The sequence below is a fragment of the Nocardiopsis sp. YSL2 genome, assembly GCF_030555055.1.
In the GTDB taxonomy this organism is placed as follows: Bacteria; Actinomycetota; Actinomycetes; order Streptosporangiales; family Streptosporangiaceae; genus Nocardiopsis.
The window spans coordinates 4,390,428-4,410,641 of sequence record NZ_JAMOAO010000001.1; the positions used below are offsets into that span (position 1 = coordinate 4,390,428).

Below are 20,214 nucleotides of genomic sequence, written 5' to 3' on the forward strand. Positions count from 1 at the left end.
CACGCAAACCTTGTTGGCGCATGATTGTCGTGGAATTACGGAGTGCAGGTGCATTATCTGAGCTGCATGTGGGTGGGGTATGAATAAAGCAAGAATTGCCGTTGTGGGCATGGGTCTCCGTTATCCTGACGCGCATTCTCCAGCGGACCTGTGGGAGAACGTTCTGGCTGGTAGGAGGGCTTTTCGTCGCCTTCCTCCGGAGCGTATGAACCTGGACGACTACTGGTCGGAGGACCCGTCCGCCGAGGACCGATTCTACTCCGACAAGGCGGCGGTCCTGCGCGGATTCGCGTTTGACCGGGCGCGCTACCGTGTCTCCGGGAGTTCCTTCCGGTCCACCGACATGACGCATTGGCTCGCGCTCGAGACGATGGCGCGGGCCCTGGAGGACGCCGGATTCCCGGGCGGGGATGGCCTACCCCGGAGGTCCACCGGCGTGGTCGTCGGCAACAGCCTCACCGGTGAGTTCTCCCGCGCCAACACGATGCGCCTGCGGTGGCCGTACGTCCGCCGGACCTTCGCCGCGGCCCTGGTCGAGCACGGGTGGTCGGAGGAGGAGACCGACTCCTTCCTGGCCGAGGTCGAGGGGGCCTACAAGTCACCGTTCCCGCGCATCGACGAGGACACCCTGGCCGGCGGCCTGTCCAACACCATCGCCGGCCGGATCTGCAACCACTTCGACCTCGGAGGCGGGGGCTACACGGTCGACGGCGCCTGCTCCTCGTCGCTGCTGTCGGTCTCCACGGCCGCCACCGCACTGGCCGAGGGCACCCTGGACGCGGCCCTGGCCGGGGGCGTCGACCTGTCCATCGACCCCTTCGAGGTCATCGGCTTCGCCAAGACCGGTGCCCTGGCCACCGGCGAGATGAAGGTCTACGACAAGGACTCCAACGGCTTCTGGCCCGGGGAGGGCTCCGGGGCGCTCGTGCTCATGCGCGAGGAGGACGCCCTCGCGCAGGGCAAGCGGATCTACGCCGTCATCACGGGCTGGGCGGTCTCCTCCGACGGCAGCGGCGGCATCACGCGGCCCGAGGAGAGCGGACACCGGCTGGCCCTGGAGCGCGCCTACGAGAGGGCCGGATACGGGATCGAGACGATCGGCTACTTCGAGGGCCACGGCACCGGCACCGCGCTCGGAGACGAGACGGAGCTGACCGCGCTCTCCGGAGCCAGGGCCGCGGCGGCCCCCTCCGGGCAGCCGGCCGCGCTGGGATCGGTCAAGGCCAACTTCGGCCACACCAAGGCCGCCGCGGGCGTCGCGGGACTGATCAAGGCCGTCCTGGCCGTCCATCACCGCGTCATCCCGCCGGCGACCGGCCACCACGACCCCCACCCGCTGCTGGAGGAGGAGTCCGCGCCGCTGTTCGTGCCGGACCGGGCCCTGCCCTGGCCGGAGGGCCGACCCGCGCGGGCCGGCGTCTCGGCCATGGGATTCGGCGGGATCAACACCCATGTGACGGTGGAGTCGGCTCCGGGCGGCGGCGGCGCCGGAGTCACCTCCCGGGTCCGCGCGCTGGTGGCCGGTCGCCAGGACGCCGAACTCCTCGTCGTGGAGGGCGCCGACATCGCCGACGTGCGGGCCCGGCTGGAGGAGCTCCTGGAGTCGCTGCCCCGCCTCTCCTTCGCCGAGCTCACCGACCTCGCCCACGTGCTCGCGGCCCGGTCGGGCACGGCTCCGGCGCGCGCCGCCGTGGTCGCCTCCTCGCCCGAGTCCGCCGCGCGCGCGGTCCGGGTCCTGGCCGACCGCATCGACGCGGGCGAGCGGGAGGTGGTCTCCCCGGCCCAGGGCGTCTTCCTCGCCCACCGCACCACGCCTCCCCGCATCCGCTACCTCTTCCCGGGCCAGGGGTCGGGCACCGGCGGTCCCGGCGCGTTCGGCCGGCGCTTCGAGCGTGCCGCCGAGGTCCTGGCCTCGGCCGGCCTTCCGCACGGCGGCGACCAGGTCGCGACCGAGGTCGCCCAGCCCCGTATCGTGGCCGGTTCCCTGGCCGCACTCGCCGTGCTCGACGACCTCGGACTGAGGGCGGACGGAGCCACCGGGCACAGCCTGGGCGAGCTGACCGCCCTGCACTGGGCCGGAGCCCTGGACGCCCAGGGCGTGCTGGACCTCGCGGCGGCGCGCGGACGCGCGATGGCCGACGCCAGTGACGGAGGCGGCGCGATGGCCGGGCTGGCGGCGGGGCCGGAGAGGGTGCGGGCCCTGCTCGGGGACGAGTCCGCCGTGGTCATCGCCGGGTACAACGGGCCCGGGCAGACGGTGGTCTCCGGTCCGGCCGAGGACGTGGACGGGGTGTGCCGGCGTGCGCGGGACGAAGGCGTCGGCGCCACGCGGGTGAACGTCTCCCACGCCTTCCACTCACCGCTGGTGGCCCCGGCCGCCGACGTCCTGGGGCGGCGGCTCACCGAGACCGACTTCTCACCCCTGTCGGAGGGGGTGGTCTCCACCGTGACCGGGCGCGAGCTCGGCCCCGACACCGACACGCGCGCACTCCTGCGGGACCAGGTGGTGCAGCCGGTGCGCTTCCACGAGGCGGTCGCGCGTCTGGCGCGCGACGCCGACCTGCTGCTGGAGGTCGGGCCGGGACGTGTCCTGACCGGGCTCGCCTCCTCCTGCGCTCCGGAGGTCCCCGCACTGCCGGTGGACACCGACGCGGTGACCCTGGCCCCCTTCCTGTCGGCGGCGGCCGCGGCCTACGCCCTCGGCGCTCCCGTCGACGTGCGCGCTCTCTTCACGGGCAGGCTGGTCCGTGAGCTGCCCGAGGAGTTCGAGTTCCTCGCCAGCCCCTGTGAGGCAGCGCCCCGCGTGGACGCCGGGCGCACCGACGGCAGCGCCGCCGTGGGCGCCGCGTCCGCGGCCGGCGGCGAGGGCGAGGCGCTCGGGGAGGAGCAGGACACGCTGGGTCTGCTGCGCTCCCTGGTGGCGGCGCGTGTCGAGCTGCCCGAGTCGACGGTGAGCGCCGACACGCGCCCGCTGGACGACCTGCACCTGAGCTCGATCACCGTCGGCCAGATCGTCAACGAGGCCGCGCAGCGGTTGGGCCTGTCCCCGATGAGCGCGGCCTCGGGCTACGCCACCTCCAGCCTGGGCGAGATGGCGCAGACCATCGAGGCCCTGGCCGAGACCGCCGACGACCGGACCGCTTCCGCCCAGGTGGCCGGGGCGGCGCCGTGGGTGCGCGCCTTCGAGGTCGCGCATGTTCCCGCCGCCGTCTCCGAGGCCCTGCCCGGCGACGCCGACGAATGGGAGCCGTCCGACTGGAGCGTGTACGCCCCGCCGGGGCACCCCCTGGCCGGGCCGCTGTCGGAGGCGCTCTCGCGGATCGGCGGCGGTGTCCTGCTGTGCCTGCCCGCCGAAGGCGGTGCCGAGGCGGCGGGGACGTTCCTGGACGCCGCCCGTTCGGTGCTGGCCTCGGGCCCCCAGACCCGGTTCGTCGTCGTGCAGGGCCGGCGGGGGGCCTCCGGTGTGGCCCGGACCCTGCACCAGGAACTGCCCGGGCTGACCACCACCGTGATCACCCTGGAGGACCCGGAACCGGAGGCTGAGCGCGACCGCGAGCAGGCGGTGCGCCGCGTGGTGGAGGAGGTCGCCGCCGCGCGCGGCTACACCGAGTCCCGCTACGGCGCCGACGGTCGGCGTACCGTGCCCGTGCTGCGCGCGGTGTCCCCGTCCGCCGGAGCCGAGGCGGGCGAGGCCCCGCTCGGTCCGGACGACGTGCTCCTGGTCACGGGAGGGGGCAAGGGCATCACGGCCGAGTGCGCCCTGTCGCTGGCCCGGGAGTACGGGGTCGGCCTCGCCCTCCTGGGCCGTGCGGCTCCGGAGGAGGACGAGGAGCTGGCCGCCAACCTGGAGCGGATGGCGGTCGCCGGGGTGCGCTACCGGTACGACCGCGCCGACGTGACCCGGCCCGAGGAGGTCCGCGCCGCGGTGGACTCCTTCCAGGAGGAGCTGGGGGCGGTCACGGCCGTCCTGCACGGCGCGGGCCGCAACGAGCCCACCGCCGTGGCGAACGTGACGGAGCCGCTCATGCGGCGCACCCTCGCACCCAAGACCGACGGGCTCGCCGCCGTCCTGGGCGCGATCGATCCCGATCGTCTGCGGCTGCTGGTCTCCTTCGGCAGCATCATCGGCCGGGCCGGGCTCCGCGGTGAGGCGCACTACGCCACCGCGAACGACTGGCTCACCGAGATGACCGTCGAGTACGGCCGGGAGCACCCCCACACCCGGGTCCTTTCCCTGGAGTGGTCGGTGTGGTCGGGCGCGGGGATGGGCGAGCGCCTGGGCGTGGTCGAGTCCCTCATGCGCGACGGCATCACCCCGATCTCCACGGAGGAGGGGATCGCCGTCCTGCACCAGGTGCTCGCCGACCGCGAGGCCGGCCCCGTGCTGGTCGTCAGCGGTCGCGCCGACGGGCTGCCGACCCTGTCGGTCGAACAGGGCGAGGTCCCCCTGGGCAGGTTCACCGACCACGTCCTGGTGCACTACCCCCGGGTCGAGCTCGTCACCGAGGCGGTCCTGTCCTCGGCGGACGACCCCTACCTGGACGACCACCTGCTCGACGGCGACATGCTCTTTCCCGCTGTCATCGGCATGGAGGCGATGGCCCAGGTGGCGGCCGCCGTGAGCGGGCACGCGGGGCCCCCGGTGATGGAGGGGGTGCGCTTCCTGCGCCCGGTGGCGGTGCGCCCGGGCGGCAGCACCGCCATCCGGGTGGCCGCGCTGGTGCGGGACGCCGACACGGTCGAGGTCGTCATCCGCAGTGAGGAGACGGGCTACGACGCCGACCACTTCCGTGCAACCCTGCGCTGGCCCGGCTCCGCGCCGCGGGAGGACCGGACGGCCGCCGCGGCACCGCTGCTGCCCAGGGTCCCGATCGACCCGGCCGAGCTCTACGGAGGCGTGCTCTTCCAGGGCAAGCGGTTCCGCCGCCTGCTGTCCTACCGGCGGGTGAGCGCCCGGCACGTGGTCGCCGAGCTGTCCACGACCGCGCCCGGCGACTGGTTCGGCTCGTTCCTGCCCCAGGAGCGGGTCCTGGCCGACCCCGGTGTGCGCGACGCGGCCATGCACGTCCTGCAGGCCTGTGTACCGGACGGAACGCTCCTGCCCGAGGGGGTGGACCGGCTGGTCCTGGCCAGGCCCGAGGACCAGGAGGCCGACTGCGTGCTGTTGGAGGCGGTCGAACGCCTCCAGGACGGCGACTCCTACGTCTACGACGTGGACCTGCGCGACTCCGGCGGGACCGTGGTCGAGCGGTGGGAGGGCCTGCGACTGCGCGCGGTGCGCAGGAGCGGCGGGGCCGGGCCCTGGGTGCCCTCCCTGCTGGGGCCGCACCTGGAGCGGGAGCTGGAGCGGGAGCTCGGCGGTTCCCGTGCCGTCGTCGTCGACCCCGACCCCGAGTCCGGCGCCGCGCGGGGCGTCGAGGAGCGGCGGGGCAGGACCGGTCTGGCGATCGGGCGGGCCGTGGACCGCAGTGTGCGGGTCCGCTACCGGCCGGACGGGCGCCCGGAGATCCCCGGGGCGCACGTGTCGGCCTCGCACGGGGCCGGCGTGACCCTGGCCGTCGTCGGCGACCGGGCCCTGGCCTGCGACGTGGAAGCCGTCGCCGAGCGCTCCGACGAACAGTGGTCGGGGCTGGTGGGAGAGGGGCTGGTGTCCCTGTGGCGGCTGGTCGCACGGGAGGCGGACGAGTCCGCGCACGTGGCGGCGACGCGCCTGTGGGGGGCCCTGGAGTGCCTGCGCAAGGTGGGCGGCACGGGCCGCGCGCTGACGCTCGAGGGGGTCGGCGACCACGGCTGGGTGGTCCTGTCCTCGGGCGGGGACCGGATCGCCACCTGGGTCACGGACCTGAACGGCAGTTCTGAACCGACGGTGTTCGCCGTCCTGGCCCGAGAGGAGAACTGATGTCCGACTACTACGAGATCCGCCACACGGTCGGCTTCGAGGAGACCAACCTGGTGGGCAACGTCTACTACGTCCACTACCTGCGCTGGCAGGGGCGCTGCCGGGAGATGTTCCTCAAGGAGCAGGCACCGGACGTGCTGGAGGACCTGCGCGGTGACCTGAAGCTGTTCACCCTCAAGGTCGACTGCGCGTTCTTCGCCGAGATCACCGCCTTCGACGAGCTCTCCATCCGGATGCGGTTGGAGGAGCTGACCCAGACCCAGGTGCAGTTCTCCTTCGACTACGTCCGCTTGGACAAAGAGGGGGAGGTCCTGGTGGCGCGGGGCAGCCAGCGGGTGGCCTGCATGCGCGGGCCCAACACGGCGACGGTCCCCACCCGGGTGCCCGACGAGCTGCGCACGGCCCTGGCACCGTACGTGTCGGAACCGGACGCGGCCGGCGCCGCCTCCCGAGGGGCGGTGGCCTGACATGGTGGCCCTGCGCAAGGTGATGTCCGCGTTCGCGACCGGCGTGACGGTGCTCACGGTCGGCGGGGAGACCCCCCACGGCATGACGGCCAACGCCATCTGCTCGGTCTCCCTGGACCCGCCCCTGGTGCTGTGCTGCGTCTCCGCGACGGCGCGCCTGCACAAGGCGGTGGTCACGCAGGGGCACTTCGCGGTCTCGGTGCTGTGCGCCGAACAGGAGGACACCGCCCGCTACTTCGCCAGCCGGGAGCGGCCCGAGGGGATGGGGCAGTTCGCCTCGGTGCCCTGGCTGCCCGGGCCGAGCACGGGCGCGCCCCTGATCGCGGACGCCCTCGCCTGGCTGGAGTGCGAGGTGACCGAGGAGATCGCGGCCGGCGACCACTCGGTGTTCGTCGGCGAGGTCGTGCACGCCGAGGCCGGGGCCGAGCGTTCGGCGCTGCTGTTCCACGGCGGTGCCTTCCACGGGCTCCCCCGCGGCGCCGCGAACGGTCGGGTGAGGGCGGGATGAGCACTACGGAGGCGGATCTGAGACCGGTGGCCGTGCCCCGGGAGGCGCGGCCACCGGCCCCCGGGTCCCGCACGATGGCGGAGCTGCGGCGCGAGCGCGACACGCTGCGCGGGCTCACCGAGGCCGGTGATCCGGCCGGCGTCGAACGCCAGCACGGTCTGGGCAAGCGCACGGCGCGTGAACGGCTGGACCTGCTCCTGGACGAGGGCTCCTTCGTGGAGCTCGGCGTTTTCCGCCGCCGCAGGGACGAGGGGCCGCCCACGGAGGGCCGCCGGCCGCACACCGACGGCGTGGTCACGGGCTCGGGGACGATCGAGGGCCGGCGGGTGTTCGTCTACGCGCAGGACTTCACGATCCTGGGCGGTTCGCTGGGCGCCGAGCACGCCAGGAAGATCCACCGCGTGATGGACCTGGCCCTGGACAGCGGCGCGCCGATCATCGGGCTCAACGACAGCGGCGGCGCCCGTATCCAGGAGGGCGTCGCCGCCCTGGACGGCTACGGCGGCATCTTCCGCAGGCACGTGGCCGCCTCCGGGGTCGTCCCCCAGATCAGCGTGATCCTGGGGCCCTGCGCGGGCGGCGCCGCCTACTCCCCGGCGCTCGCGGACTTCACGTTCATGGTCCGCGGTACGGCCAGGATGTACCTGACCGGCCCCGACGTCATCGCCGCGGTGAGCGGTGAGCGCGTCGGGCACGAGGAGCTGGGCGGCGCGGACGTGCACGGCACGCGCACCGGGGTGGCCGCCGTCGTCCACGACGACGAGGAGGAGTGCCTGGAGGACGTGCGCCACCTCGTCTCGCTCCTGCCCGACAACAACCTGTCCCTGCCCCCGGAGGTGCCCGGTGCGGGGTCGGCGCGGGACGAGCGGCGGCCACGGCTGGCCGAGATCGTACCGGCCGAGCCGAACAGGCCCTACGACATGCGCGACGTGGTCGCCGAGGTGGTCGACGACGGCGACTTCTTCGAGGTGCACGAGGGGTGGGCGACCAACGTGCTGTGCGCCCTGGCCCGGGTGGACGGCGCCGTGGTCGGGGTGGTCGGCAACCAGCCCATGGTCCTGGCGGGCGTCCTGGACAGCGAAGCCGCCCAGAAGGCCGCGCGGTTCGTGCGCTTCTGCGATGCCTTCAACATCCCGCTCGTGACCCTGGTGGACGTCCCCGGGTTCCTGCCGGGGGCCGCCCAGGAGCACGCCGGGGTGATCCGGCACGGGGCCAAGCTGCTCTACGCCTACTGCGAGGCGACGGTGCCCCGCGTGCAGGTGGTCCTGCGCAAGGCCTACGGCGGTGCCTACATCGTGATGGACTCGCGCTCCATCGGCACGGACCTGTCCCTGGCCTGGCCCAGCAACGAGATCGCCGTGATGGGGGCGGAGGGGGCGGTCAACGTGGTCCACCGCAGGGAGTTGCGCGCCGCGGCCGATCCGTCGACCCGCCGCGCCGAGCTGGTGGAGGACTATCGCAGGCGGCTGATGCACCCCTACCGGGCTCCGGAGGAGGGGTTCGTCGACGACGTGATCGACCCCGCGGACACGCGCGCGGCGGTGGCGGCCGGACTCGCCCTGCTGCGGGACAAGAGGAAGGAGCAACCGCGCCGCAAGCACGGCAACGTTCCGCTCTAGAGCGCTCCGACCGCCCGCCCACCCGGCCGTGCGACGCTCCCGAGGCGCTCCCGTCGGTCGACGGGGCGCCGCTCGGGGTTGCGGCCGGCGGTCAGTGGTCGGGGGTCGGGGCGGGCGCTCTTCCCAGGGAGCCCAGGCGCCGGGCGGAGGCCTCGACCGAGGCCCGGGCCGCCTCCGGGGTGTCTCCGCACCCCACCATGAGGGACACGAGCTGGTCCTCGAAGCACCGGTCGGCGTCGTAGGGGGGAATGAGGTAGGAGCCGAGCTCGAGTGTGGTCAGCCCGTGGACCGCGCACCACAGCCGATGGGCCACCAGTTCCGGCTCGGCGGCGCAGAAGCGACGGGAGTCGATACACCTGCGTACGCAGTCCGTGACGTTGCGCAGTGTATAGCGGCCATGCTGGCGGTCGTCCTCCGAGAGACTGAAACCGGCCAGGGAGCAGCCGCCGAACATCACTGTGTACAGGTGCGCGTTGTGCGCCGCGTTGTGCCGGAAGGCCCTGCCGAGCAGGGCCAGGTCGCAGACGGGGTCGGGGGTGGGGCGGACGCTGGTGAGGTGTTCCTCCAGGCGGGTGAACCCCTCGCGGACCATCGCGTGGACCAGTCCGCCCATGCCGTCGAAGTGGGTGTAGACGGCCATGGTCGAGCTGCCCGCCTCCTGGGCGATCCTGCGAGTGGACAGGGCCCGGGGGCCCTCGGTGATGAGCAGTCGGGCGGCCGTATCGATCAGGACCGAGCGGAGTCGTGGATCGGACTTGCGTGGGCTCATAACACCAATATCCGATGTCACCTTGCGCCCACTCTACTCGTGTTCAGCTTTTCTCGCGGGCGGCAAGAGGGAGTGCGGGGCGATTGCTGTCGGCCCGTGAAATTCACTTGTCCTTTCCTGTTTAGTCTTGCAGGGGGGCTACTGCCTGCGGTCTTTACACAAAGTGATTGCGGGCGGGTTCACTCCGAGTTATCGGAGCTTCGGGGGCTACCTTTCTTTCCCCCTGGTGCGCTGCGTAATCCTCGCTGTCCACTTGTGGCCAGTGGGGTTGAACGGGCGCATGTGCACGCTGAGGTGTCGGCCTCGTCGCCAGAACCTTCCCTGGGGCTACTTTCCGTGATTGTTTCGTCGCAAGAAGTACTGGGAGGTTTATTTCTTTTCGGACTGTTTCTTGGCCTGGTTTAGCAGTGAGTGTCGCAATCTGGAAGATGAGGCTCTGGCCGGTGGGTGTGACCATGGACCGGTGCCTGTGCGGAGCGTTGAAGGGTGGTGGCGGTGGGCGAGGGTTTCGGCTCCATCGAGCGGAGAGTGCGGACTCGGTCACGCACGCTTTCCTGTCCGCCTCACCCTGGTCTCTTAGCCGGGTGAACTTCCCGTTCCGGATTCTCGCCGACGGCGAAGAGGGATTCATTAGTTCCATATTTAACTTATTGGTGAATCCGCGTCTTTCCGTCTTGCCTGGTTTTCTGTGTGCCGGTGTCCGACAGTCGGAATCGTTTTGGGAGATTGCCGTGGAGAAATCTGTTCGCCAAGCCGTTGAAGTCATTCGCAGCCGTTATGACGAACCCCTCACTCTCAGCCAGCTCGCCGCCGAGGTGTTCGTCAGCCCTTACCACTTTTCCAGGATCTTTTCCCGTGCGGTCGGCATGACGCCGGGGCGCTACCTGACGGCCGTCCGCCTGTTCGCGGCCAAGCGGATGCTCCTCACCACGGACCTGACGGTCTCCGACATCGTCTGCAGCGTCGGATACAACAGCGTCGGCACCTTCACCAGCCGATTCACCCGCGCCGTCGGCATGTCGCCGACCCAGTACCGTTCCCCCTCCGTCTCCCGGCTGCTCGTGGCGGTCTCCCCCGACTTCTCCCGGCTGCCGGCCCTGGGGGAGATGATCGAGGCGCGACGCGGCCGACGGGACGCGAACGCGCGCGGCGGCTCGATCACGGGGGCCCTGGACCTCCCCGATACCGCGGGCCCGACGGACGTCATGGTCGGCGTCTTCCGCGAGGCCGCGCCACAGGGGGCACCCGTGGCGTTCGAGGCGTTCTCCGCGTGCGGCAGGACCGAGTTCACGGTCTCGGGTGTGCCCCACGGATCCCACCACGTCATCGCCGTGGCCAGGCCCCGCGGGGCCGAGGGGGCGGCGGCCCCCGTCCTGACGGCCTCCACCCTCAGGCACGTACGGATCGCCCCGGGGGTCAACACCTTCGTCAGTCTGCCGTTGGGCCCCGCCGAGCAGGCGTCCCCGCCCCTGGCCGTGACCCTCGCCGAGACCACGGCGGACCAGGCCGCGGGGCCGGGGCCCGACCAGCTCCGCCAGACGGTGGCCTGAGCCGTGCTGGGCAAGGTCGCGCGCGCCGTCGGCCGCGCACTCCTGGCACCGCCGCTGGCGGAGGTGGGCTTCTCACGCCGGGGCTTCCCCGGCCGCGACTCCCCGGCCGCACGCGGACTCGAGACGATCCCCCAGGCCGTGGTGTGCGGCTTCGAGTGGGGGATGGAGGCACACGACCTCCCAGAGGCCCAGCACCGGGTCGAGACCGTCGACGCCGCACTGCGCGGTTTCGCCTACGAAGGCACGGCCATGGCCTTCACTGTGCGTGATGCCCTCCCCACGGGCGGGTCCGGATGGACGAGGGAGCTGATGGACGGACCGGCCAGACCCCACACCCTGCTGGCCTACATCGGGATCGGCTTCGCCATGGCACGCCTGCCGCGGCCGCTGTGGAAGGGCGTCCTGCCCGACCTCACCGACAATCCCCACCACCCCACGATGAGCTGGCTCGCGGTGGACGGGTACGGGTTCGACCGGGCCTACTTCGACACCTCCCGCTGGGTCCACCGACGTGAGAGGCCGCGCCCCTACCCCTGGCTCGGGGCACCGGACTACTTCCAGCGGGCCTTCGACCAGGGCGTCGGCCGGGCGCTGTGGTTCATCCACGGTGCGCGGCCGGAGTCCGTCGGCGACGCCGTGCGGGAGTTCTCCGAGGAGCGCCGGCCGGACCTGTGGAGCGGTGTGGGCCTGGCGGCCGCCTTCGCGGGCGGCGCCGACCGGGACGACCTGGACCGGCTGCTCCGCTCAGCGGACGGTCTGGCACCGCACGCGGCCCAGGGGGCCGTCTTCGCGGCCAAGGCCCGCGTCCTCGCGGGCACGGTCCCCGAGCACACCGAGGCCACGGTGCACGCGCTCACCGGTATGGACTGCGTCGGCGCCGCCGCCCTGGCCGACGAGCACGAGGTGGAGCCCGGGGACCGCGGCGGCGTCCCCGCCTACGAGGTCTGGCGCGCCGGTGTGCGCGCGCACTTCTCCTGACGTGCGCAGCGACCGGCAATCGCGGAGTAGACCCTCCGACCGCCGCGAGGGAAGCATGGAACCCACATCGACAGAGTCCGTCGCCACACGCGGGAGGACGCATTGGCCAGTCTGACAGGAGCGCTCCGGCGTCGAGTCCTGACACCGGACATCTCCGAGACCACACTCGAAACCCGCGGATTCCACGACAAGGGCCCGGCCGGGCGCAGCGTCCTGGAGACGGTGGGAGCGTCGTTCCTGGCCGGTCTGGGGGACGCCGTGGAGACGGCGTCCCCAGAGCGCACCGACGCGCGGCTCACGGCATTGAGCACGCGGTACCAGGGGTTCGCCTACGAAGGGGCGGCGATGGGCTTCGCGCTGCTGGACGCGCTCTCGTTCAGGGGCGGCAGGACCCGGCGCTTCCTCGACGGACCCGGCGCCCCTCACGTGTACATGGCCTACGTGGGCATCGGATGGGCCATGGCCCGCCTGCCCAAGCCCCTGTGGCCGGGCACCGGCGACCTGGACCCGGTGCTCCGGTGGCTCGTGCACGACGGCTACGGGTTCCACCAGGCCTACTTCCACACCGAAGCCCACGTCCACCGCCGTGAGCGGGCCACCGGGGCCGCCCGGCGCACGGGGGACGGCGCCTACGCGCTGCGCGCCGCCGACCAGGGCATCGGCCGGGCGCTGTGGTTCGTGGCGGGAACGGACGCCGAACGGGCCGCCGCGCTGGTCGAGACCTTCCCGCGTGAGCGCAGGCAGGACCTCTACGCGGGGTTGGGCCTGGCCGCCACCTACGCGGGCGGCGCCGACGAGGAGGAGCTGGACGCCCTGTGCGAGCGGGCGGGGGAGCACCGCTGGTTCCTCGCCCAGGGCAGCGCCTTCGCGGCCGAGGCCCGGGTGCGCGCCGGCCTCGTCGTTCCCCACACCGAGACCGCCACCCGGGTCCTGTGCTCCCTCGACGCCGAGAAGGCGGCACGCCTGTCCAGGGACCACCGCCCCGACGCCTCAGCAGGCCCCGCCCCCTCTCCGGACCGCCCCTGGTACGAGATCTGGCGCGTGTCGGTGGCCGAGGAGTTCGCCCACCGGGGCGGGGCGGGGGGCCTCTCATGACCGACCGACGCAGACTCCCTCCCCGCACCCCTCCCTCCGCCGCCCCGGGCATGCTCCGCGACCTGGTCACCGACAGGCTCGCCATGATGACCACGGCGGCAGAACGGCACGGCGACGCGGTACGGATGGTCGCCGGTCCCAAGACCCTGTACTTCTTCAACCACCCCGACCACGCCAAGCACGTCCTGGCCGAGAACAGCGCCAACTACCACAAGGGCATCGGCCAGGCACACGCGCGACGGGCGCTCGGTGACGGGCTGCTCACCAGCGAGGGCGAGCTCTGGCGGGCCCAGCGCCGGACCATGCGCCCGGTCTTCGGGCACCAGAGGATCGCCGCCCAGGCCGACGCCGTGGCCAAGGAGGCCACCGCCCTCGTGGACCGCCTGCGGTCGCACGCGGGCCGCGGCCCCGTCGACGTGTCGGCCGCGGCGACCGAACTGACCCTGGGGGTCCTGGGACGCACCCTGCTCGACACCGACCTGCACGCCTTCGACACCATCGGCACCGCCTTCGAGGCCGTCCAGGACCAGGCCATGCTCGACATGGTGACCATGAACGGCCTGCCGGTGTGGCTGCCCTTCCGTACCCAGACCAGGTTCCGGCGCGCCCGCCGGGAACTGCAGCGGATCGTGGCCCGGCTCGTGCGCGAACGCGTGCCCGGCGACGGGGACGACGCCCTCTCGCGCGTCCTGGCCGACGCCGACGCCGAGACCGACGCCGGCTCCCGTGCCCGCCGCGTGCGCGACGAGCTCGTCACGCTGCTGCTGGCCGGGCACGAGACCACGGCGAGCACCCTGAGCTGGGCCCTCTACCTCGTGGACCGCAACCCCGGCACCGCCGAGCGCCTCGCGGAGGAGGCGGTGCGCGTCCTCGGCGACCGGGCGCCCACCTACGAGGACCTGCACGGGCTCACCTTCACCACCGCTGTCGTGCAGGAGGCCATGCGGCTGTACCCGCCCGTGTGGATCCTGCCGCGCAAGGCGCTGGCCGACGACGAGGTGGGCGGCTACCACGTCCCCGCCGGAGCCGACGTCCTGATCTGCCCCTACACCCTGCACAGGCGCCCCGACGCCTGGGAGCGCCCGCATGACTTCGACCCCGACCGCTTCGGCTCCGATCGTCGCGAGGAGCGGCACCGCTACGCCTACATCCCCTTCGGCGCCGGTCCGCGCGTCTGCGTGGGCAGCAATCTGGGGATGATGGAGGCCGTCTTCGTGCTCGCCTCCATCGCCCGCGAGCTGCGCCTGACCCTTCCGCCGGGCCACCGGGCCGTCCCCGAGCCCATGCTCTCGCTGCGCGTGCGCGACGGCCTCCCCATGACGGTCCACCCGCTGTAGCGGCCGGCCGCGCCGCACTCCCCGATTCCGCATCCCAGGACAAGGAGACCTCCATGCCCACAGGCGCCCCCGACGAGGGCAGCATCGAGACACGGACGCTGGAGGCGTTCGCCGACACTGTCCTGCCCGGCGCCAAGCGCGCCCCGGACGACACGAGCATCGCCGGCCGCTCCCATGACGCCGGGGCGGTCGAGGCCGGCGCGCTGGAGCTCCTGCGCACCCCGGCCACGGGCCTGACGTCCGGTCTGCCCGAGTTCGCCGAACTGCTCAACGACCACGCCGCGGGGTACGCGGCCGAGCACGGCCTCTCCGCGGCGGACGGGGAGCCCCCCTTCGTCGCTCTGGCCTTCGAGGACCGCACCGCCCTGCTGCGCAACCTCACCTCGCCCGGCCACCCGGAGAAGGAGTTCTGGGTGATGCTGGCCCTCTTCTGCAACATGGCCTACGACAGCGCCGCGCACACCAGCACGCCCGAGGCCATCGCCGCCGGGCACCCGGGCCTGCGCGCGATGGGCTTCGCCGCCCCGGACGCCGACGGCCTGCTGCGGTTCGAGGAGTACTCCTACGGCCGGCCCCTGGCCCGCCTCCACCCGGACACCACGCCCTCGGGGAGCCCCGCATGACCACCACGGAGAAGACCGACGTACTGATCGTCGGAAGCGGATTCGGCGGAGCCATCACCGCCTACCACCTCGCCGCGGGCGGGGCGCGCGTCACGGTCCTGGAACGGGGCCCCTGGCTGGAGAGCCGCGACTTCGAGCACGACTTCCTCCTGGGCTCCTCCTACACCCGCGCCTTCGACTTCACCGTGGGCGACGGCATGAGCGTCCTGGGCGGCAACTGTGTGGGCGGCGGCAGCATGGTGTACTTCGCCGCCCTGCCGCGGGCCCCGCGCTTCGTGTTCGAGCGCCAGGGCTCCATCGGCCGACGCATGTGGCCGTCCTCGATCACCCGCGACTCCCTCGACCCCTGGTACGACCGCGTCGCCGAGGCGATGGGCGTGCGCACCCAGGACTGGTCCGACGTCAGCTACGCGGGAGGGCTCTGGGGCGCGGCCTGCGACCACTCCGGGCGCACGGCGAACCCGGTCCCCGTCGCGATCGACAAGGACGCCTGCGTCAACTGCAACTGGATGATGGCCGGCTGCCGGTTCGACGCCAAGAAGTCGCTCGTGTTCAACTACCTGCCCGCCGCCACCGCCCACGGGGCCACCATCCGGCCCCTGCACGAGGTCCAGCGGCTGGAACGCCTCGACGACGGCGGCTACCGGGTCCACTACAACGTCGTCGACGGCGAGGACTACCGGGTCACGGCCGGTTCGGGCGCCATCGACGCCAAGATCGTGGTGCTCGCCGCCGGGGCGGGCGCCACCCCCGTCATCCTCCAGCGCTCCGAGGCGGACCTGGGGACGATGCCCCACGCGGTGGGCCGCTACTTCTCCGGCAACGGCGAGCGGCTCAACACCGCCGTGGTCGACGAGGACCGGGTCCGCGACGTCCTCGGCCTGGCCCGGGACGACGAACGGGCCTACGAGGCCTTCCAGATCGGCAAGGGGCCCTGCGTGGCCAACTGGGACCGGCTGGACCCGTCCCTGCCCGAGTACTCCCGGTACTCCCTCGAACAGCTCTACTTCCCGCCCGCGCTGGGCACGATCCTCGCGCAGGTGCCCGGTGCGCCGTCGCCGTCGTGGTTCGGCGCCGACAAGAAGGAGATGCTGCGCCGCTGGAAGTCGTGGCTCATCGTGTTCACCATGAGCGAGGACGACAACGAGGGCGTCTTCGGCCCTCCTCCTCCCACGGGCAACGCCGTGCGCCTGTCCCAGCAGATGCTCGGCAGGGGGCCGCTCAGCTACCGTCCGACCGCCAACACCCAGCACGGATGGGCCAGCGCGGACGCCGAGGTCAAGGAGATCCTGGAAAAGGACGGGATCGCCCGGGTCGCCCCCTGGACCAACGACCTGGTCGGCGCCTACACGGTCCACCCGCTGGCCTCGTGCCGCATCGGCGACGACCCGCACACCTCCGCGCTGGACGACCGGCACGAGCTGCGGGGCCACCCGGGGATCTTCGTGACCGACGGGTCCTCGGTCCCCGGCGCGCTCACCGTCAACCCCGCCATGACCATCGCCGCACTCGCCGAGCGCTCCGTGCCCGGCATCGTCGAGGCCGCCCGGGCGCGCGGCCTCGACGTCACCTACGGCGCTCCCGCCCCCGACGGCGCCACGTCGGGGAGCGGGAACGTCCTGACCACGGCCGGCCGACGGTCCTCCTGACGGCCGGCGCTGCGAGAGGGGAGGTGGGCCGGTGCTCCGTGCCATCCTGAGATCGGCCGTGCGCCGGTCGCTGAACGAGGTGCGCCACGTGCGCCCCGACCCTCCGGGCCGGGCGCGCGGCGGGGTCGCCGACCTGTACGAGCGCGTGGAACGCGACTTCGGGGTCCTGGCCCCTCCCGTGGCCATGCTCTCGCCCGCACCGGAGTGCGCGGCCGCCACGTGGACGGCGCTGCGCGAGTCCCTCCTGGTTCCGGGGCGCACCTCGCGCGCGGACCGGGAGGCGGTCGCGACGGCGGTGTCCAGGGGCAACACCTGTCCCTACTGCGTGGAGGTGCACGGCGCCACCCTGGGCTCCCTGGGCGGGACCGCGGACGCCGACGCCCCCTACCCCGGGGCACTGGCCTCGGCGGCTCCGGCCGAGCGGGCCGAACTGGGCGCCGTCGCGCTGACCTTCGAGCACATCAACCGGCTGGTCAACGTCTTCCTGCCCGAGTCCCCCCTGCCCGTGTTCGCACCCGGTCCCTTGCGGGAGCCGCTGCGCCGCGCCACCGGCGCGGTCATCGCCGCCCGCCCGGGCCCGCCCCCGTCCCCCGACACCTCGCTGGAACTGCTGCCCGGGGCGGCACGGCGGGCACCCGTCCCCGAGGACCTGTGCTGGGCCCGCGGGGACGGGCGGGTCCAGCGCGTCCTGACCGGTGTGGCCGCCGCGGTCGAGGCGGCCGGGGAGCGGGCGCTCACACCCGCCGTCCGCTCCGTGCTGCGCGAGCACCTGCGCCGGCACGGCACGGGCCCGGCCGGGATCGGCCGGGCCTGGACGGAGGCCCCCGTGCAGGCCCTGCCCCCGTCCGAACGGCCGCTGGGACGGCTGGTCCTGCTCACCGCGCGCGCCTCCTACCAGGTCGGTGACGACACCGTCCTGGACTGCCGACGGTCCGGGGCCGACGACGCCGACCTCGTCAGGGCCGTCTCCTGGGCCGCGATGACCGCGGCCCGCCACACCGTGGCCGCGACCTTCACCCCCTGTACCGAACCTGACCAAGGGAGCACGACGTGAACCAACCTCCGAACGTCATCACGCAACTGCCCGCCGTCATCGAGGACCTGGCAGCCGAGGCGGCCGGCATCGACGCGCTGGTCGAGGGCCTGGACCCGGCCGACTGGGCCCGGGAGACCCCGGCGCAGGGGTGGACGGTGGCCCACCAGGTGGCCCACCTGTGCTTCGTCTTCCGGCTGGCGGGCACCGCCGCCTCCGACGCCGAGGCGTTCAGGGCCATGACGGACCGGGCCGGCGGGGACCTGGACGGGGCCGTCAACGCGGCCCTGGCCACCTACCCCCTGGACGACCCGGAGAAGCTCCTCGCCCGCTGGCGGGCCGACCGCGACTTCGCCGTCGAGGCCCTGGCGGCGGCCCCCGCCGACCGGCCGGTGCCCTGGCTGGTGCGGCCGATCCCCCCGGGCGTCCTCGCCTGCGCCGGCATGATGGAGGTCTTCGCCCACGGGCAGGACATCGCCGACGCCCTGGGCGCGGTCCCCCGGCGCACCGACCGGATCGGCAGCGTGGTCGGCTTCGCGGTGCTGACGTGGGAGTTCGGCTACGAGTCCCGAGGGCTCACTCCGCCCGACACCGAGTTCCGGTACGAGCTGACCTCGCCCTCCGGCCAGAAGTGGGAGTTCGGCCCGGCCGACGCCGAGCAGCGGATCACGGGCGACGCCACCGACTTCTGCCTCCTCGTCACCCGTCGGCGCCACCCCGACGACCTGGACGTGGCCGCGGTGGGCGCCGACGCCGAACACTGGATCCGGATCGCCCAGGCCTACCGGGGTCCGGCCGGGCCCGGCCGCAGCCCCGGGCAGTTCGACGGCTGAGTCCGGACGAGGCGGCGAGCCCCTGCGCGGGGCCCGGCCGTCGAAGCGGCCCGGGACCACCACGACGGTGGGCCCGGGCCGCCGGGCTTTCCGCCCCCCGGCCTCGGCAGGGCACCCCTCGGCCCCGGTGCCGGGCGTGTGCCGGGGCGGAGTGCGGCCGAACCGCCGGGCGCTCTCGTGGCGACCTGCGCAGGGCCCGTGCCACCCGGCCACGTCGGCCAGGGCCTCCGGCAGGGCCTCGCCCCGCCCTGTGGGCACCCGGCCGGCCCCGCCGACAGGCCGAGGGCCCCGGCTCCACCGGAAACCGGTGGAGCCGGGGCCCAGCGCCGTGCTCAGCCCTTGAGCGGGCTGGTCTGGTGGACGAGCAGCTTCCAGTCGCCGTCCCGCCTCACCATGACCCACAGGGCGCGCAGCTCGTCCTGTGGTGCGACGGAGCTCTGCCCCTCGCGGACGTAGCCGCCCTCGGTCACGGCGAGCGCGACGTCGTCCGTCAGCAGTTCGACCTTCAGCGGTTCGCCCTGCGCCCGCATGCCCCGATAGGGGCCGGCGAAGCCCTCGGCCATGTAGGAGCGGATCTCCTCCCGGCCCTTGAGCTGGGTGTCACCGATCAGTTCGCTGCCGTTGTCCGCGAACAGTTCGGCGAGGGCGTCCGCGTCGTTCGCCTCCCACGCCGCGTGGGCTCGGAGCGGAACCGTGAGCGCGGCTCCCTCCGGCCCGTTCGGGTAGGCGCCGTAGCGGCCCGCCCACTCCTTCGCCTGGGCAACCAGCGATGCTGCCTGGTCCGTCATGTTGCATCTCCCGTCTGTTGTGGTGGAGGAACGGCGAAGTCACCAGCGCAGGGTGGCGCCCGCCCCGCGAGGGCTGTTCTGGTAGGCGGCCAGCTGCCACGTTCCGTCGCGCTTGACCACCACCCAGGTGGACCGCACCGCGAGCTCCTCGTTGATCTCCGTCTCGCCCGGGGCCAGAATCCCGCCATGGGTGCGCAGCACCGCCACGTCATCGGAGGCGAACCGCACGTCCACGGGGGCGCCCGTCACCCCGGTGTCCTTGAACGGGCCCGCGTACGCGGCCGCCATGAAGGCCCTGACCTCCTCACGGCCCTGCTTGAACACATCCCCCGGGAGGATGAGGATCCCGTCCTCGGTGAAGACCTCGGCCACGCCCGCCGCGTCGTTGCGGGACCACGCCTCGACGAGGCGCAGCGGCACGCCCAGGACCTCCTTCTCCTTCGCTCCGGTGAACTCCCCGTAGTAGGAGTCCAGGTCGGTCATTGCAGATGCGGTGTCCATGGACATGAACAGCCACTCCCTTCGATGGAGCCTCTCGATGGTGATGAACGGACTGGTCCGATCCGCCGCGGCGGTGAGCCGTCCCGGCTTCCGGTCGCGCCGGGCCGAACCGAGGCGGGCCGGGGCGGTGGCGGTCCTCGGTGGACCGCGGGATACGTGTGCGCGGCGGCTTCGAGGCGCGAAGGCACCTCCCTACCTGCCACTCAGTCTGCGCCGGGAAGGGCGCAGGGCACTTCTCGGATCCTGCTGTGCGCGGCCCGCGCCTGGACCGTGGCGGCGGGTGCGCAAACGCGGAGAAGCGCGCCCGTGCCCGGCAGCCGGACGATGAAGCGGCCGCCGAGACACGGTGGGGGACGACGCGGCGGCCGTCCTGGGGCCGCTCCGGCGACCGCGGTGCGGACACTCCCGGTCCCCACCACCGCCCGACGACGAGAAGGGGAGGGCTATGCCGAGCACGAGGGGCGGGACCCGAGGGCGGGTCCTGACACCGGGCACGCCGCGGGCTCCGCTGGACACCCGCGGGTGCCACCCGGCCCGCGGGCGCACCGACCACCGGACCGGCCGA

General features: G+C 73.2%; 15 protein-coding genes. 12 read left to right on the forward strand and 3 right to left on the reverse strand.

The window, feature by feature from the left end:
* Positions 1–79: 79 nt before the first annotated feature.
* Genes M1P99_RS19340 through M1P99_RS19355 form a run of 4 tightly spaced genes read left to right on the forward strand, consistent with a single transcriptional unit; the run spans position 80 to position 8,493 of the window.
* Positions 80–5,899 carry a type I polyketide synthase gene (locus tag M1P99_RS19340; protein ID WP_304454007.1) on the forward strand — a complete coding sequence of 1,940 codons (5,820 nt, stop codon included), beginning with the start codon at positions 80–82 and terminating at the stop codon, positions 5,897–5,899.
* Positions 5,899–6,366: a thioesterase family protein gene (locus M1P99_RS19345; RefSeq protein ID WP_304454008.1), complete on the forward strand. Its 468-nt coding sequence runs from the start codon at positions 5,899–5,901 to the stop codon at positions 6,364–6,366. Before M1P99_RS19340 ends, M1P99_RS19345 begins: the two co-directional genes overlap by 1 nt.
* A gap of 1 nt (position 6,367) precedes the next feature.
* On the forward strand, positions 6,368–6,874 hold the full coding sequence (locus M1P99_RS19350; protein ID WP_304454009.1) for a flavin reductase family protein: 507 nt from the start codon (positions 6,368–6,370) through the stop codon (positions 6,872–6,874).
* A complete protein-coding gene (locus M1P99_RS19355; protein WP_304454010.1) occupies positions 6,871–8,493 on the forward strand; it encodes an acyl-CoA carboxylase subunit beta in 1,623 nt (540 codons plus the stop codon). Before M1P99_RS19350 ends, M1P99_RS19355 begins: the two co-directional genes overlap by 4 nt.
* A gap of 91 nt (positions 8,494–8,584) precedes the next feature.
* On the opposite strand, the gene M1P99_RS19360 is transcribed toward M1P99_RS19355, so the two are convergent.
* Positions 8,585–9,262, reverse strand: coding sequence for a TetR/AcrR family transcriptional regulator (locus M1P99_RS19360; protein ID WP_304454011.1), 678 nt, complete (start codon positions 9,260–9,262; stop codon positions 8,585–8,587).
* A gap of 731 nt (positions 9,263–9,993) precedes the next feature.
* On the opposite strand from M1P99_RS19360, the gene M1P99_RS19365 reads away from it, so the two are divergent.
* The 8 genes from M1P99_RS19365 (at position 9,994) to M1P99_RS19400 (ending at position 18,360) form a co-directional block, all read left to right on the forward strand.
* Entirely contained in the window at positions 9,994–10,812 is an 819-nt protein-coding gene (locus tag M1P99_RS19365; RefSeq protein WP_304454012.1) for a helix-turn-helix transcriptional regulator, read from the forward strand.
* A gap of 3 nt (positions 10,813–10,815) precedes the next feature.
* Positions 10,816–11,790, forward strand: coding sequence for a DUF1702 family protein (locus tag M1P99_RS19370; protein ID WP_304454013.1), 975 nt, complete (start codon positions 10,816–10,818; stop codon positions 11,788–11,790).
* 102 nt (positions 11,791–11,892) lie between these two features.
* Positions 11,893–12,885 (forward strand): DUF1702 family protein, encoded by a 993-nt coding sequence (locus M1P99_RS19375; RefSeq protein ID WP_304454014.1) that lies wholly within the window; start codon positions 11,893–11,895, stop codon positions 12,883–12,885.
* Complete coding sequence (locus tag M1P99_RS19380; protein ID WP_304454015.1) at positions 12,882–14,222, forward strand: cytochrome P450; 1,341 nt, start codon at positions 12,882–12,884, stop codon at positions 14,220–14,222. Before M1P99_RS19375 ends, M1P99_RS19380 begins: the two co-directional genes overlap by 4 nt.
* Positions 14,223–14,275: 53 nt before the next feature.
* Positions 14,276–14,845, forward strand: coding sequence for a DUF5987 family protein (locus tag M1P99_RS19385; protein ID WP_304454016.1), 570 nt, complete (start codon positions 14,276–14,278; stop codon positions 14,843–14,845).
* Positions 14,842–16,494 (forward strand): FAD-dependent oxidoreductase, encoded by a 1,653-nt coding sequence (locus tag M1P99_RS19390; protein WP_304454017.1) that lies wholly within the window; start codon positions 14,842–14,844, stop codon positions 16,492–16,494. The genes M1P99_RS19385 and M1P99_RS19390 overlap by 4 nt, the downstream gene beginning before the upstream one ends.
* 31 nt (positions 16,495–16,525) lie before the next feature.
* Positions 16,526–17,548 (forward strand): carboxymuconolactone decarboxylase family protein, encoded by a 1,023-nt coding sequence (locus M1P99_RS19395; RefSeq protein WP_304454018.1) that lies wholly within the window; start codon positions 16,526–16,528, stop codon positions 17,546–17,548.
* Positions 17,545–18,360, forward strand: a complete 816-nt coding sequence (locus M1P99_RS19400; protein ID WP_304454019.1) for a TIGR03084 family metal-binding protein — start codon at positions 17,545–17,547, stop codon at positions 18,358–18,360. Before M1P99_RS19395 ends, M1P99_RS19400 begins: the two co-directional genes overlap by 4 nt.
* Before the next feature lie 332 nt (positions 18,361–18,692).
* On the opposite strand, the gene M1P99_RS19405 is transcribed toward M1P99_RS19400, so the two are convergent.
* Together M1P99_RS19405 and M1P99_RS19410 are read right to left on the reverse strand one after the other, a co-directional pair.
* The gene (locus M1P99_RS19405; protein ID WP_304454020.1) at positions 18,693–19,148 is read right to left on the reverse strand and encodes an SgcJ/EcaC family oxidoreductase; all 456 of its coding nucleotides are present in this window, start codon (positions 19,146–19,148) and stop codon (positions 18,693–18,695) included.
* Positions 19,149–19,187: 39 nt separating this feature from the next.
* Positions 19,188–19,655, reverse strand: a complete 468-nt coding sequence (locus M1P99_RS19410) for an SgcJ/EcaC family oxidoreductase (RefSeq protein ID WP_304454021.1) — start codon at positions 19,653–19,655, stop codon at positions 19,188–19,190.
* Between the last annotated feature and the right edge of the window lie 559 nt (positions 19,656–20,214).